Annotated in this window: 15 protein-coding genes; 1 reads left to right on the top strand and 14 read right to left on the bottom strand. The window is 35.4% G+C overall.

From position 1 onward, the window contains the following. Positions 1-252: 252 nt before the first annotated feature. The 3 genes from BM296_RS12345 to BM296_RS12355 all read right to left on the bottom strand — a co-directional run bounded on the left by BM296_RS12345 (position 253) and on the right by BM296_RS12355 (position 3,182). Positions 253-1,530 carry a tetratricopeptide repeat protein gene (locus BM296_RS12345; protein ID WP_091903296.1) on the bottom strand — a complete coding sequence of 426 codons (1,278 nt, stop codon included), beginning with the start codon at positions 1,528-1,530 and terminating at the stop codon, positions 253-255. Between the two features lie 133 nt (positions 1,531-1,663). Continuing rightward, complete coding sequence (locus tag BM296_RS12350) at positions 1,664-2,449, bottom strand: DUF4331 family protein (RefSeq protein WP_091903297.1); 786 nt, start codon at positions 2,447-2,449, stop codon at positions 1,664-1,666. Between the two features lie 22 nt (positions 2,450-2,471). Beyond that, complete coding sequence (locus BM296_RS12355; RefSeq protein WP_091903298.1) at positions 2,472-3,182, bottom strand: DUF4331 family protein; 711 nt, start codon at positions 3,180-3,182, stop codon at positions 2,472-2,474. Between the two features lie 202 nt (positions 3,183-3,384). Here BM296_RS12355 and BM296_RS12360 point away from each other — a divergent pair, with 202 nt between their 5' ends. Beyond that, positions 3,385-4,590: an LETM1-related biofilm-associated protein gene (locus BM296_RS12360; RefSeq protein WP_091903299.1), complete on the top strand. Its 1,206-nt coding sequence runs from the start codon at positions 3,385-3,387 to the stop codon at positions 4,588-4,590. Positions 4,591-4,614: 24 nt separating this feature from the next. Here BM296_RS12360 and BM296_RS12365 read toward each other — a convergent pair whose 3' ends face one another. The 11 genes from BM296_RS12365 to BM296_RS12415 all read right to left on the bottom strand — a co-directional run bounded on the left by BM296_RS12365 (position 4,615) and on the right by BM296_RS12415 (position 14,705). After that, a complete protein-coding gene (locus tag BM296_RS12365) occupies positions 4,615-5,379 on the bottom strand; it encodes a LytR/AlgR family response regulator transcription factor (RefSeq protein ID WP_027067424.1) in 765 nt (254 codons plus the stop codon). A 34-nt stretch (positions 5,380-5,413) separates the two neighbouring features. Then, positions 5,414-5,779, bottom strand: coding sequence for a 2TM domain-containing protein (locus BM296_RS12370; RefSeq protein WP_091903300.1), 366 nt, complete (start codon positions 5,777-5,779; stop codon positions 5,414-5,416). 1 nt (position 5,780) lies between these two features. Next, positions 5,781-6,119 carry a 2TM domain-containing protein gene (locus tag BM296_RS12375; protein WP_091903797.1) on the bottom strand — a complete coding sequence of 113 codons (339 nt, stop codon included), beginning with the start codon at positions 6,117-6,119 and terminating at the stop codon, positions 5,781-5,783. A 1-nt stretch (position 6,120) separates the two neighbouring features. Beyond that, the gene (locus tag BM296_RS12380; protein WP_091903301.1) at positions 6,121-6,459 is read right to left on the bottom strand and encodes a 2TM domain-containing protein; all 339 of its coding nucleotides are present in this window, start codon (positions 6,457-6,459) and stop codon (positions 6,121-6,123) included. Beyond that, positions 6,450-6,740 carry a 2TM domain-containing protein gene (locus tag BM296_RS12385; protein WP_091903302.1) on the bottom strand — a complete coding sequence of 97 codons (291 nt, stop codon included), beginning with the start codon at positions 6,738-6,740 and terminating at the stop codon, positions 6,450-6,452. The genes BM296_RS12380 and BM296_RS12385 overlap by 10 nt, the downstream gene beginning before the upstream one ends. 18 nt (positions 6,741-6,758) lie before the next feature. Beyond that, positions 6,759-7,043, bottom strand: coding sequence for a 2TM domain-containing protein (locus BM296_RS12390; RefSeq protein WP_091903303.1), 285 nt, complete (start codon positions 7,041-7,043; stop codon positions 6,759-6,761). Positions 7,044-7,185: 142 nt separating this feature from the next. Then, a complete protein-coding gene (locus BM296_RS12395; RefSeq protein WP_091903304.1) occupies positions 7,186-7,638 on the bottom strand; it encodes a pyridoxamine 5'-phosphate oxidase family protein in 453 nt (150 codons plus the stop codon). 23 nt (positions 7,639-7,661) lie between these two features. After that, positions 7,662-8,984, bottom strand: a complete 1,323-nt coding sequence (locus BM296_RS12400) for a 2TM domain-containing protein (RefSeq protein ID WP_091903305.1) — start codon at positions 8,982-8,984, stop codon at positions 7,662-7,664. Between the two features lie 198 nt (positions 8,985-9,182). Then, positions 9,183-10,313: a Gfo/Idh/MocA family protein gene (locus BM296_RS12405; protein WP_091903306.1), complete on the bottom strand. Its 1,131-nt coding sequence runs from the start codon at positions 10,311-10,313 to the stop codon at positions 9,183-9,185. Positions 10,314-10,323: 10 nt separating this feature from the next. Next, complete coding sequence (locus tag BM296_RS12410; RefSeq protein WP_091903307.1) at positions 10,324-11,184, bottom strand: sugar phosphate isomerase/epimerase family protein; 861 nt, start codon at positions 11,182-11,184, stop codon at positions 10,324-10,326. A gap of 26 nt (positions 11,185-11,210) precedes the next feature. Then, positions 11,211-14,705: a PVC-type heme-binding CxxCH protein gene (locus tag BM296_RS12415; protein ID WP_091903308.1), complete on the bottom strand. Its 3,495-nt coding sequence runs from the start codon at positions 14,703-14,705 to the stop codon at positions 11,211-11,213. Between the last annotated feature and the right edge of the window lie 160 nt (positions 14,706-14,865).

A 14,865-nucleotide genomic window follows, 5' to 3' on the forward strand; every position in this document is an offset into this window, starting at 1 on the left:
ATGTAAAGAGTAGGTATTCCATAACACTAATTGGTTTACTTGGTTACTTTTAGTTCACACATTTAAGATGCTGGGACATTTTAAATGTATTTGGTCGATAAATATATGTATTTCATCTATCACGCTGTTAAAAAAAACCAAATTTTCGACGAAATACATAATAATAACAACGCCACGACTATTCATCGTGGCGTTGAAAAAAAAACAATCCAACCTAAAACAAACATGAAATGAAAATAATTGGGCAATCAATTACAAATCATGGACTTGCTTTTCCATACCGGGACCTAACTCATAAATGGCCCCTATTAATTCTCCTTTTAATTCTTTAACCCTTTCAGATTTACCATTTGCCTTGTAAACCTCTGCCGCTTGATATAGTAATGCAGGTTCAATTGTTTTACCATATACGTAGGTATTCATTACTTCCAAAGCTTTCTCCTTATCACCATTTTTTAATAAACTATATGCTAACCAGCTATATGATTCTGGTGTGGGTCTATTCTCTACTTCTTGTTGTGCCAAGATTAAAGCATTATCATATTGTTTTGTTTCGCCTACATACAACCCTAAATTATAAGCATTGTACATATCTCCATAGGCTTCATTTTTTACCCTAGTAAAGTATTCATCTAAATTTCTGGTTCTCACCAAGTCATTACCTATATAGTCCGCTATTTCCGCTTTCAGCAAAAAATAATCTGGAGCATTATAAGTCTTGGTTACGGAATCTAAAATGCGTATTGCTTCTTTTGCATTCTTATCATTGGAAAAAACGATCCAAGCAATACCTTTTTTAGCATAGGCATTATCATTATCAATTTCCAAAGCTTTTAAATAGTGATTATATGAATCTTGAATTCTACCGGCATGACCATAATAGTCAGCTAAATTGGTATAACTCCAAAGCATTAAATCTTTACTTTTAGACGTCTCTGCTTTTGTTCTTGCCTTTTCCATAAAATTTATGGTAGTATCTAAATCACCTTTATAATCGTTCCATTTAGCCAAACGAATCATATAACCAAAATCTGACATGTTCTTTAAACTATCCAAATGTTGCTCTGCTTTTTGATAACTTCCTAATTCCATATGTATATCAAAAAACAAACTTTGATTTTCATTGAAATCTCCGCCTATTGCAGCAGCAGAATCTGCTAATAGTAATGCTTCTTTAAAACGATGCTGAGAGATATAATTTCTTGCCAGTGATCTGTAAAAACCAGGTTTCCCGATATTTGCGATATCTACCGCTTTCTTTAAACTCTTTTCTGCTTTTTTTAGAAACTTAATATCTCCTGTTTGCTGAAAATAGCGATTGTATTCGCCGCCCACCACACCAAAGCTAGTAAGCTGCATACTATCTGGTCTAATTTTAGAATTCCAGAGGTCAAAATATTTTGAGGTTGTTTCAATCTCGTTTGATACTAAATATTTATTGTAATCTTTTTTATGTGCAACTGTGTCTTTATTCTTTGTACCACAAGATGATACCAGTATCACTACTATTAAAAGCTTAATTAATTTCATAAGGTTTGTTTTATTGTGGATCGTTTAAAATAAGGGGAGCCTTTCAACTCCCCTTCCCCTTCTTTTTCATAAACAATTTAGGGTTGTACCTGTCTTATTTACCACTATCAGCAGATAAGATGAAGGCAACTTTTTATTCTGGTGCTCCCAAATATGGGAACGTAGTACCAACAGTAGCGGTTAGCCCAACGCCATCTGAAGTTAATCTTGGTAAATCGGCAACACCATCACCATCAGTATCTTGACCGCTAAATCTAGCGCCATCACCACCACCGAATAATAATATTAAGGATACATCAATAACATCGTCTTGAGGTGTTCTACCCGTTAAACCTATTGCACCTTCATAATTTGGTGCACCACTACCACCATTAAAATATGTAGTTGGTAAATTTGGTGCTACTTCTAAAACGTCATTTGATAAAACTGTAGTTAAAACAGTAGCAGAAACAGGATTGTTGGTAAAACCATCATCCATTGGTCCGTTTAAAATATCACCTAGAATGTTAGGCTCAAAGTTTACGGCTGCAGGATCTGCTCCTAAAATAGTAGCGTAAACATCATGATATGCTTCTAACCTAGCTTCAAAAGCAGCTTGAAAAGTAGCCTGCATTTCTGAAGGAATAGACATATTATGAGAATTCTTAGTATCTCCGTCTGCACTTAAAACAGTATTGATACCTGGTCTACCCATAAAATCAACTTGAGCATATGTTCCAGTAAAATCTAAATCCATGGCTTCTTCACATGGAGTACATGTGCCCCCACAATCAACACCAGTTTCATCACCGTTCATAATTCCATCATCACATGTTGGTGTAATTACAATTGGTGTATTGTCATCATCATCGCTACAAGAAGCTAAAGCAACTACTGCCAAAAGAGACAAAAACGTATATTTTATATTTTTATATTTCATCGTTATATTTTTTATAAGGTTATTATTGCTTAACGTTTGTTGTTACCCATGTTTTGTAGACTGGTAATTCCAAAACATTAACTGCTGTAGTTTCTCCTAAAAGGCTATTTGGTATTTCAATAACGATAGACATTGTATTAGCACCATCAAAGGTGTCAACCGCAGTATCATCGTCATCAGCTGTAGAATTTGGATCGCCCGCTGGTTTAAAACCTAAAGGAGCCTCGCCACCTATTACTGCATTGAATTGAAAAAAGTCGAAGAAAAAAGCATCTTGTCTTGGACCTGCAAATAAAGAAACACCGTTTGCAGTAGTTTCTACTATTGCAGTTTCTGCAGAAATAGCTACTGATCCTAACGGAGCATCTACCATAACTGAACCATTCAATCCTGTTTCACTTGGTGCAACCGGACCAAAGAAATACATTTTACCATCTCTTGGTATAGCCTGGATTACTAAATCTTCTACCAAATCGCCATCTCTGTCGATATTAATTTCCATTAATACATTCTCATCGAACGTACCATAAGCCAAATCTGGCAGTACATTAGATTGAAGATCTACCGCAAAAACGGTATTGTCTGAACCTAATGTTGGTTCAAACGCATAAAAGTCGGCAATGTCTGCCGAAGTTCCCATTGTGTCTGGCGCATCAATATGATCTGCCGCAACTAAAAGAACTCCTACCAAGGCTAATGCCCCAAGTCCCATAAATAATTTTGATTTTTTCATTATCCTTTTTTTTTAGATTAGAATCACCCTTACTTACGAGGTAAAAAAGACAAGGTTCATTTTTTCTTAAAAAAATTAAAAAATATTCTCACCACATTTCATAAGAACCGCGCATATACCTTTCTATGGCGTAGATGTAACATTTTTTAAATTAGTATGAAGTAATAATTAGCTAACTTTGCACTGTTAAATTATTTAAGATATGAACCCGTCTTCCTCTGGTTGGATTGAGAAATATGGTTCGGTTGTTCAAAAACACCAAGACGCTTTCCCTAGTTTTGAAGCTTTATATGGGACACTTAAAAGAAGTGGTTTTGTATATGGTCTAAATTCTAGCATTCCAGATTTTATTGAATTGGAACATACCTTATCTGAAGACGAAAAGGCTAAAATAAATTTATTACACGCGCTTTACTTTACCTACCGTACAAAAGGAGGTGATGATTATTCTGAATTTATTGAACAGGTATTTAAGTTTTATGAAATTCTAAAAATTAATAGAACCGGTTTTTTTGATAAATGGTTTACAGGAAACAAAACCTCAGCGAAGCTAGAGAAGCTGATGACTTCACGTATTTATATTGAAGACAATATCATTAGCAAAACTTTTAACAGTCTTATTACCAATTCACTGCTATTCATTGATGTATTACTCTTTAAGCACTTTTTAAATGGCCATATCGCCCTAAAAGAAAAAGCTGAAGAAATTGAATACCTAGCTATTAACATTGCCTACCATGCGCTAAGCTCTAAAGAGATAGATAGAAAAGACAACAAACTTTCTCAATTGCTAGCGTCTTCATTAACCTATATCAGTTGTGCTGAAAATAGTTTTGATGGTTCTTATCGCGAGAGACTATTAAACAATAAAGAAAACTGGGAGAATCGGTATTTATTAGATATGGCCTGCCTAACGGTATGGGAAGATCATTCTTTAGATTATACAGAGTCTGACTTCATATTCGGAATAGGAAAAGATTTAGGTTTTGAAAAAACCATCATATCAACATCTATTACAGATGTAACAGAATTCTTTAAATTGAATATGGATGTAATTCCTTATTTAAAGGAAAAGAATTTGGCAAAACAGTTTTACGATAGCATGGGTAAGATTGTTAAGAAACTGATTCTACGTAATAGTAAAAGGTTACATAAAGAGCTTTCTCAAAGTGCCGAATTGGTTGCTTTGTTATCAAAATCTACCATGAGAGATTTAAACAATGAAGAAAAGAAGAAGGTTCAAAATCAACTTTTAGATATTTTTAAAAGCATCCCTTCTTTAGCTATATTTATTCTGCCTGGCGGTGCAATTTTGCTTCCTATATTTATTAAGCTGATTCCTAAATTATTGCCATCGGCATTTGATGAAAATAGAATTGACGAGGAAGAAGATTTATATCGTAAATAACTTATTTACAATACATTAATTTTTCTACTCTAACCAAAGCTTAAAGTCTTTTACCTTTTCTCTACTTACAATAATTTCACAATCTGGATTGTTATTCAATTTTATCTGTAGTCTAGAGTTCGTGTAGGAAATGATATCCTTTATATGTTCAATATTCACAAAAAACTTTCTACTTACCCTAAAAAAAACCTGTGGTTTTAACTCATCTTCTAATTGTTCTAAAGTAGTATCCAATAAATAATTACGCCCATCTTTAGTGGCAGCATAGGTTCCTTTGTTTTCACTGAAGAAGCACTCTACATCTTCTGCATTGATAATTTTTAAATGCTGACCTACCTTGGCTGTAAAACGCTTTTTATACTCGCGTTCTAACGGATTTACCAACAGCTTCTTAATATCTTCAAAATCTAACGCAATTTTATTAGGCTCGCTAATGGTTTTAAATCGTTTGCGATATTTAATGACAGCTTGCTCTAAATCTTCATCATCTATTGGTTTTAATAAATAGTCAATGCTATTCAATTTAAAGGCTTTAAGCGCATACTCGTCAAACGCGGTAGTAAATATGATGGCACTGTGCACTTCTATGACATCAAAAATCTCAAAAGAAAGTCCGTCAGATAGTTGAATATCCAAGAAGATTAAATCTGGATGCTCATTTTCCTGAAACCAATTGATAGCCTCTTCAACCGAGTGTAACATAGTAGAGACTGTTAAATCTAAACTCTCTAACATTCTACCTAACCTACGTGCTGCCGGTTTTTCGTCTTCAATTATAATGGTCTTCATGGTCTATATTTATGGTTAAATAGATTCGTATGCTTTAATCGTTATATGAATTTATGTATTTCTGAATTTCACGTTCTTCCCATTTCTTCATGTACCATGAAATATTTCCAAATACAATAATTCCATGAACAACCAGTATAATTCCCCAAACAATGGTGGTGCCGTAAACATTCCAGTTTATCCAATCTAAAAATTCAGGATTGCCTAATGCATTTTTATTCACCATAATGAAAACGAACTTATGTCTCAAGAAATACAAAATGATATTTATTATTAGAAAAACTAATGTGTGATTATAGAAACGCTTGATACTCTCCACTTTTGTTTTTGCTCTCTCATATTTAGACAACCTATTGTAATCTTCGTTTACATGATTATCGTTTACTTGATTGGTATCCATGTTATCTATATTTTTCAAATTCACGTTTATCTTCCTCAATGTATTTATTTATTTGGCGAGATTCCCAGTCATTACTTAAAAACGGATTGAAGTTAAAAACTTTGCCCGCATGAAAAACCAATCCTATTCCCCAGAAAAAAGGCGTTAAAAAGGTGCCAAAATTAACCAATGCTTCATATAGTGATTCCCCTTCCCATATTCTTATAATTACGTTCATGGTTATTATAAAAATATTTGCCAAAATGTAAACAGTTAAATGAATATAAAAACCTTTTAAGTCTTTTACCTTCTTTTCAGCCTTTGCAAGTTTATCTATATTACCTATTGTTGAAACTTCCATATTATCTAAATTTATTGGCATCTCTTTCTTCCTCTTCTACATATTTATTAATCTGGCGCTGTTCCCAGTCTTTACTAAAGAAAGGACTGTAGCCAAATACTTTGGCTGCATGAAATGCCAAACCTATACCCCAGAAAAACGGAGTAGAAAATGTACCGAAGTTAAATAATGCTTCTGAAAACGAAGCTCCGCTAGACATTATTCCCATTATGGTAACTGTCATTAAAAACAAATTTACAAGTACGTAAACAAGTAAGTGTATATAAAACCCTTTCAATTCTTTAACCTTCTTTTTAGCTCTAGCTAATTTATCTGAATGTTCAAATTCGTTTAGTTCCATCTCTGTGCGTTTTCTTCTTGTCTTAAATACTCTTGTGTTTTTCTTTCTTCCCAGTCTCTGCCGATAAACGGATTCAAGTTAAAAATTTTATTCGCTTTAAAAAATAAGCTGATACTTAAACCGAATACTACCCAAAGAAACCAGGCATTTCGCCACTCATTTAAATAATAATTTATTGCTGCTACAATTAAAACGGTTACAATAGCTGATGCTACTTTTCCATAAAATTCTCTAATTTCTTCTACTCTTTCCTTTGCTCTAATATATTTTGTGTTTTCCATGATCTTAAGTCTTTTAGGTTATGATTCTTGCATGAATTCTTTAATCTTTCTCTCTTCCCAATTCTTACCGAATAATGGGTTATATCCATAAGCATAAAGACCGTTCATCACTAATCCGAATCCCCAACCTAGTGCCGGAAAAATTACCCATAGAAAACTTGTTGTATTATAATTGATATATGCCAAAATTGGTATTACGATACAGTATGCCATTAAATTACCATAAAAGCCTTTTATAGCTTGTACTTTTTCTTTTGCCTTTTCGTACTTATAGTTTCTGTCGTTTGTAAAATTTGATTCCATTTTTAAAGTTTTAAATGATTACTATTTTAATTCTATACTTCAAATTTCGGAAGATCATACAGGTTTTGAAAAAATGAAATACCCAGTTGTAATTTTTAATGACTGAATTGTAAAATGTGGTATTTATAGGCGTAAAAAACCTTTAAAGCCCATACGATTTCTTTGCACTTTCTATCTGTTGTTCTTCTGTAGTATTAGGATACAGCAGGTACTTAGGTGCTATAATAGGTTTTGAACTAGTAATCGTAATCTTGGTAATTGTAGCAAATGGAAACTTGCCTTCAGTAAGGTGTAGCAGCATTTTCTCCATCTTAGAGAAGTCTGTAGCTGATTTCTCTATTATTTCAGCCGCGCCTTTAAGCTGGAATCCTTTTTGCTTTAAAATGTCTATAAAACTGATACACACATTTTTATTCGCCCTTATATTTTTAACGGTTTGTGGCGAAGCTATATTTGCTACTATAATTGTATCGTCTTCAAAATAACAGAATATCTCTTTGGGTGATACATTGGGCATGTTATTGGCAGAAGATGTTGCCAGCCAACACAATACACTATCGTCTATAGCCGCTTCTATTTCTTTTGTGAGCATCATAGTGTAATTCTTTAAAAATTCATTTAGAAATTATCTTTCTCCATGAATTCCTTAATTTTTCTTTCTTCCCAGTCATTACCAAATAACGGATTTAAGCCGTATGCTTTTAAGCCATGGGCAAGTAAACCTATACCCCAACCAATGGCAGGGAAAATAACCCACACAAAACTGGTAGTTCTATAATTTATAAAGGCAAGCACAGGTATTACAATACAGTATGAGGTTAAGTTACCGTAGAAGCCTTTAATAAGCTCTACACGCTCTTTAGCTTTCTCGTAGCGCTTGGCACTAATGTGAGAATCTTGTGTTTCTCTAAACGAAATTTCGTTCATTAACATAGGCAGGCGTACTTTAAACTCTTTGTCCGTTTTAAAGATTTGCATTTCCTTTTTTGTGAGAATGGCATAGCGCTGGCGTATATTCTGCAGCCCTACCCCACTACTCTTTTTAACCACCTGTTTTTCTTGAAGATTATTAACGACATACAAATAGTCGTTTTCTTCATAAATTCTAATATGTAATGGTTTAGAAGAAGTTACCACATTGTGTTTCACCGCATTCTCCAATAACAATTGAAGTGACAAGGGTACTATTTTAGTCTCAGGGTTTATAGCTTTATCTGGAATTTCAAATACGATACTATCCTCAAATCGCATTTTTAATAAGCGCACGTAGGTTCTGGCAAAATTCAATTCTTCATCTACAGAGATAAGATTTTTACTCTTTTGTTCTAAAACATATCTATATACTTTAGAGAGGGATGTAGTGAATTTCTGCGCCTGTAACGGGTCTTCTTCTATTAAACTCGTTAGCACATTTAAACTATTAAAAAGAAAATGTGGGTCTAGCTGATTCTTTAAAGCATCAAACTTTGCAGATGCAGAACCAGCAATTATCTTTTGCTCCTGTACCTTCGTATCTTGTAATGCTTTGTAAAAATAAAATGCATGTAGAAACAGTGATACTATAAGGGTAATCCCTAAAGCAATGATGTAGTATTCTGATTTTTCAGTTGCTAAGAATTTACTAAAATCTTTGCCAAATAATATAACTTCCGTAAACCATCTTACAACACCAAAAGCCATTACCGTTAATATAACCGAACCTATGGCTCCATACCACAAACGTTTTCTAGTCTGCTTCTCCCAACTATATATTTTTGATATATACTCGTTATAGTATGCGTTTACACAGGTAAGTACAAAAGAATAAATAAAGCTTACCCCTGCAAATTGCAGCTCTCTATATAACGTGATATTCTCCCAATCTGAAAAAAGTAAGCGAACAACTACCATAACCACCGTAATGATGATACTTGCCCTAAAAACTTTGAAAAAACTACCCATATGCTTAAAGCTATTATTAATTGCTTTCTATTCTTTAAAATTAGGGATTTCCTTTTAGAACTATATGTTCTCTACATAGGGTATCCACTTATTTGACAAACTTGGTAGTTTTAGCACTGAAATAAAAAAATTACAGTCCGAAATGTCAATAAAGACATCCGAACTGTAATTCACAGTATATAAAAGATTGGTTGGTTTTTATTTTGAAAAAGTAAACTCCGGCAATTTTATTATCTCACCACCCTTAAGGGCGGACTCATGAGATAAAATACCCACACATGTAATATTTGCAGATTGCTTCGCATTTGGGTAGGGAGACGTACCATTTATCAAACCATCTACGAAGGCATGTACCAAATGTGGGTGTGACCCACCGTGACCAGCACCTTGGGTAAATGATAAATGTTGATTATCACCTTCATCGTATACTCCTTGCGTTGTAAACGGTTGAATTTCTTTTGGTAATAACTTCGCAAAATCTGGACTCTCAACTTCTTCTGGAATTTCTGGTTCTGGTTTCTTCGCCGTATGAACTACTAACGGCATACCTTCTATCAATGGCCACTCTACCGACTTTTTTGAACCGTACACTTCAAAACTTTCTCTGTACTGTCGGGCAACATCAAAAAGTGAACGATATACTTGCGCGCTCAAATCTGAATTTCTGAATTTGATATGTGTAGTTTCTACAGCATAAGGTGAGTTGTATTCCTTAATCAATTCTTCACGTATGGTACCCGAACCAAAACACGAAACATATTCCGCTTCATCTCTTGTTAAACCAAGTACAGGACAAACACAATGTGTTGCATAATGCATTGGTGGCAAACCAGGCCAGTAATTTGGCCATCCGTCCATATCTTGCTGATGGCTTGCCTTTAAAAATTGAACCTTGCCCAATTCTCCATTATCGTATAGTTCTTTCATATACAAGAATTCTCTTGCATACACGACCGTCTCCATCATCATATAGGTGAGTCCTGTACTTTCGGTAAGTTCTACAATTTGTCTGCATTCCTCTACCGTTGTTGCCATTGGTACGGTACACGCAACATGTTTACCTGCTTTTAAAGCTTGTATCGATTGCTCGCCATGGTTAGGAATCGGGGTATTGATATGAACTGCATCAATTGTATCATCTTTCAATAACTCCTCATACGATGTATATCTTTTTGCAATACTGAACGCATCCGCAATTTCATTTAATTTTTCTTCGTTACGTTGGCAAACCGCAACCAATTCTGCATTGGGATGCTTTTTATATATAGGAATGAACTCTGCTCCAAAACCGAGTCCTACAATGGCTATTCTTATTTTCTTCTCGCTCATTATGTACGTCTTAATCGTTAAACGTTTGTTTTAAAAATTCTAATCCTTGCCTGGCAAATTCATCTTGACTTTTAGCCATGGTTTTCCATATACAAACAGCGGCTGCCAATTCTTTAATTTCTGGCGTAAAACTCTCTATAACCAATCCGCCACTGTAGTTGATATCAGATAATCCTAATTTAAAATCGTTCCAAGGTGTAAGTCCGGTACCAGGCACTCCCCTATGGTTTTCAGATACTTGAACATGAATTAATTTATCTCCTACAGTATTTAAAGCTTCCCTAATATTTCTTTCTTCAATTGTCATGTGAAAACTATCCAATAATACCCGAGCCGATGAATGATTGATATCGGTAACCAATTGCATAATATCATCAACATTATTGACCATGTCAGATTCAAACCTGTTTAAAGGTTCTAATGCAATTGCAAGGTCATGGCCATCTGCCATTATACATACTTTATGCAAGTTGGTCACAGCCATATCCCATTCTATTTTTCGTTGCTCAGGTGGCACCATACGTGCTTTACCCACCGCAGAATACATTGGTCCGGCAAAAAAATCTACTTCTAGAATATTACATAGTTCAAAACATTCCTCTAAATAATCGAAACACTGCCGGTGTACTTTAGGGTCTTCATGAGTTAAATCTTTTGTAGGACCGAATGCACCACATACCGAAGCTTTAAGACCATTGTCTAAAAGGGCTTTTTTAACTTCTTTTGCATCTATAATATGAGTGTCTTCTACAGGAATTTCAACAAGGTCATATCCTAGCTCCTTGATTTTCGGAAAAAGCTTGGTACTACTTGTAGAAAAAGGCGATTGCCATAACCACGTACTGACCCCAAAATCTATCTTATTTTTCATTTCCTTTTGTGCTAACTATTCGCTATTTATTTTACAATCATCACCCCTTGCATAATTCTCCAGTGTCCCGGAAACGTACATATAAATGGATATTCACCCGGAGTTGTTGGTGCTTTAAATTTCAACGAATAGGTTTCATCGGGATTTAAAATTGGTGTCGCAAAAAGTACATCGCTCATTTGAGGTACATAATTAAGCTCTGCTGCATTAGGGTCGGCTGCCATTTTATCGGCTGCCGCACCTACAATTTCCTTTTTACCTGGTTTGGTGATTACCAAATTGTGCTGCATAAAATCTGGATTCTCTAATACCAATGCTACCTGTTCACCTGCTTTCACCTCAAACTTGGTGACATCGAATTTCATTTCGTTGGTGATCGTTTTAATCGTAATGACTTTTGCATTGATAACTTCTTCTGAACCTTCTGCCGTTAATGCTTCTGCATCTGCACCGTAATATTTCATTAAAAGTGTGGCTAAATCAGCATTAGAATAGGTTTTAGCTTCTTGATCCGAATAGTTTTTTTCTACCTTATATTTCCATTGTCCATGTATTCTAACCAAATCTTCACCAGCCTTTACATACAATTGCCAAAAATTTCCATAAAGTCCGCCCTTATCACCATCATCCTCAACCCTAACAGCAATGGTATTTTTACCTGCCCTTAAAACTCCTTCAGGAATATCATAGGTTCTGTTAGAACTGAAACTGGATGCCATGCCACCTACTTCTACTCCATTCACATAGGTAATATCAGAATCATCAATAGGCCCCAAGGATAAAATATTGGCTTTTTTCGCCATGCCTACAGGTATCATCACTTCTTTTCTAAACCAGATAACACCATCAACATCTAACCCAGCATCTTCTATATATTGTGGTATTTCCATGGTTTCCCAACTGCTATCATCAAAAGATGCCGCACTAAAATCGCTCACCTCTTCGGATGGTTTTTTATAATCGGGATTAGCGGCCGTAAAAGCATTTAAGAATCCCTTCACATGTTTTGCAGATGCAGCGTATAATGCCTTGTATAACCATAAGTCATTAATTACCGCCTCGTTCTCACCAAGGTCATGAAGTAATGAGCCTACTTTTTGTGAAGACGGTCTTTCGGCAAAATATATTAATGCTGATAATTGCACATTTGGATCACGGTCATTTAAGGTATTCGCTTTAAATAACGCATCATCGCTTTCATCATTTCGTGGTAGCATTTGTATTGCCGCTTTACGAACTGCCGAGGCTTTATGAAACAATGCTCCTTTTACTACCCCTAATGCATTACTATCGGTTTTTAAAGCTCCTAAACCTTCAATAGTCCATAATGCATGCAATGCTGCATTGTTCAAGCCCTTATCATCTACCTGTTTTTTATTGACCAGTTTGTATAAGTCATTCAATATATCTGTATCACCACGTTCAACCAATAAACGTTGTGCCGTTAGCCTCCAAAACTGATTATCGCTACTTAATGCTTCAATTAATGCTTCTGGATCCTCTTTAGATAATTGTTGCACTTCATAGGTATAATCATACTTAGGTACGATACGCCATATTCTACCATGCCCTTTATCACGTAAGGGGTTTACATAGGCATTACCTTCTCCATTTTCAGCATCGTAACCACCTCTATCTTTATTAGGGGTCGGATTATGTTGCACTATAAAATTATACCAATCTGCTACCCAAACGGCACCATCTGGTCCTGTTTTGGCATCCACTGGTGAGCTCCACTCATCAGAAGAGGCAAAAAGATTACCTGCATCTTCCTCTACATATCCGGCGCCATCTTTTAGTATTCTTGCCTGATGCACTACGCCACCTGTTGGTTCACACACGAAGGCAATACTATTCCAGTACTCACTAGGATAAGCTCTTGCGGTGTAAAAATGATGCCCTGCCGCAGCAGTGAATCCGCCAAAAACATCTACCTGGCGAACATTGGGTGTAATAGGTTGCATGTAGTAATGTCCGTCAATTTTGGCACTACCGTCTTTTCCTATTCCTTCTACATGATTAAACGTTGCATTGGGGATACCCACAAAAACACTATGCGTATTATTGGCCGTAGAGGCGAAAATGGAATTATCTTCTGTCAATCCTAATCCCCAAGTATTGTTACTCGTATTTGTTAAAACTTCAAATGTTTTACGCTTCGGATTGAATCTATATACATTCTGATTAAATTTAAAGCCTTGACCAAAAATTTCTCCTTCAAAGCCGGAATAGCCAACGACTCCATACAAATTGTTATCGATACCATACTGTAAGTTCGACGGACCAGCATGTGTATCAAACGTACCCCATCCATCAATAAGAACCTCTTTTACATCTGCCTTATCATCACCATCGGTATCTTTCAGAAAAATAAAGTGTGGTGCTTGAGAAACTACGATACCGCCATCATAAAAAGCGAAACTTGTAGGTATATTCAATTTATCTGCAAAGACAGTTACCTTATCAGCCTTGCCATCACCATCTGTATCTTCTAAAATTTTTACCTTATCATCACCAATACTATTATCATTACGTACCGTATTGGGGTAATCTACCGTTTCAATAACCCAAAGCCTACCTTTTTCATCCCAGTTCATAGCAATAGGATTAATAATATCGGGCTCAGATGCAAATAATTCTACGTCAAAACCTGCAGGCACTTGTATCAATTTTTTCGATGCTTCTGGTGATAATGGCAATTGGTATTTTGGTGCCGGATCACGCTGCTCGTAATTAGGTATATTCGCACGCTCCTCATATGCAAGGGTCGGCATATCTACCATAAATGCTTCCCAATTCTTTTTTGCGTTATCATCTACTGCCCAAAGAATCCCTGCTTTCACCAATTCTTGAAATCCTTTGTTCTCCCACGTACGCTCATCGTGTCCATATGCAGTATAGAACACTTTTCCTTCGCCAAGCTGCTTCACCCAAGTCCAAGGTTCACGTTGGTCTCCCTCAACACGTTCCATTAATACGATAATGTCATCAGCTATTTTATCATGCACATAGGTTTCGTCCCATGTTTCAAAAGGTTTTAAATTTTTAGTTATTGGATGTTCTTTATTCGTGATTTTTGCCGTGAACGTACCCGTTTCGTGACTCATGAACTGTGCACCTACTAAATCGATATATGCTGGGGAATTCTTAAAACAAAAACTTGCGGAATGAATAGGGATAAACGCTTTACCGGTTTCCACAAAATTCAATAACGCTTTTTCTTCAGCCTTACCTATTTCTTCGTGATTAGCATAAACGATGAGTCCGTCGTACTTACTTAAATTTTCGGAATTTAAATCGGATGGATTTTCGGTATACGTAATATTGATGCCATCTTTTGTTAGTGCAGATGCCAAAATAGGAAAATAGGCACGTGAATTATGGTGCTCTATTTCGTGCCCCAAAAACAATAGTTCTATTCTGCGAGGAGTATCATCAACATGTTCTTTTTTAACTGGCGAACATGCCGCAAAGAGGAATAGCAAAAAGACTATTTGTAATGATGCGAAGTTGGTTTTCATAAAGAGCGTTGTTTTGTTCTCTCAATATTACATAAAATAGCAGGGTATAAATCACTCTTATTTACCACATACTGACTGTATTATATCATTTGATTTCATTTAACTCCATTTTATTGATAAATTAGTATACAATTATAAGTTTTCCCTTCAGCTAAAATGA

The organism is Maribacter stanieri, from assembly GCF_900112245.1.
GTDB classification, from domain to species: Bacteria; Bacteroidota; Bacteroidia; order Flavobacteriales; family Flavobacteriaceae; genus Maribacter; species Maribacter stanieri.

Coding starts and splice junctions, on each gene's coding strand:
- BM296_RS12345 (WP_091903296.1), bottom strand. CDS start 1,530: ATGAAATTAATTAAGCTTTTAATAGTAGTGATACTGGTATCATCTTGT.
- BM296_RS12350 (WP_091903297.1), bottom strand. CDS start 2,449: ATGAAATATAAAAATATAAAATATACGTTTTTGTCTCTTTTGGCAGTA.
- BM296_RS12355 (WP_091903298.1), bottom strand. CDS start 3,182: ATGAAAAAATCAAAATTATTTATGGGACTTGGGGCATTAGCCTTGGTA.
- BM296_RS12360 (WP_091903299.1), top strand. CDS start 3,385: ATGAACCCGTCTTCCTCTGGTTGGATTGAGAAATATGGTTCGGTTGTT.
- BM296_RS12365 (WP_027067424.1), bottom strand. CDS start 5,379: ATGAAGACCATTATAATTGAAGACGAAAAACCGGCAGCACGTAGGTTA.
- BM296_RS12370 (WP_091903300.1), bottom strand. CDS start 5,779: ATGGATACCAATCAAGTAAACGATAATCATGTAAACGAAGATTACAAT.
- BM296_RS12375 (WP_091903797.1), bottom strand. CDS start 6,119: ATGGAAGTTTCAACAATAGGTAATATAGATAAACTTGCAAAGGCTGAA.
- BM296_RS12380 (WP_091903301.1), bottom strand. CDS start 6,459: ATGGAACTAAACGAATTTGAACATTCAGATAAATTAGCTAGAGCTAAA.
- BM296_RS12385 (WP_091903302.1), bottom strand. CDS start 6,740: ATGGAAAACACAAAATATATTAGAGCAAAGGAAAGAGTAGAAGAAATT.
- BM296_RS12390 (WP_091903303.1), bottom strand. CDS start 7,043: ATGGAATCAAATTTTACAAACGACAGAAACTATAAGTACGAAAAGGCA.
- BM296_RS12395 (WP_091903304.1), bottom strand. CDS start 7,638: ATGATGCTCACAAAAGAAATAGAAGCGGCTATAGACGATAGTGTATTG.
- BM296_RS12400 (WP_091903305.1), bottom strand. CDS start 8,984: ATGGGTAGTTTTTTCAAAGTTTTTAGGGCAAGTATCATCATTACGGTG.
- BM296_RS12405 (WP_091903306.1), bottom strand. CDS start 10,313: ATGAGCGAGAAGAAAATAAGAATAGCCATTGTAGGACTCGGTTTTGGA.
- BM296_RS12410 (WP_091903307.1), bottom strand. CDS start 11,184: ATGAAAAATAAGATAGATTTTGGGGTCAGTACGTGGTTATGGCAATCG.
- BM296_RS12415 (WP_091903308.1), bottom strand. CDS start 14,705: ATGAAAACCAACTTCGCATCATTACAAATAGTCTTTTTGCTATTCCTC.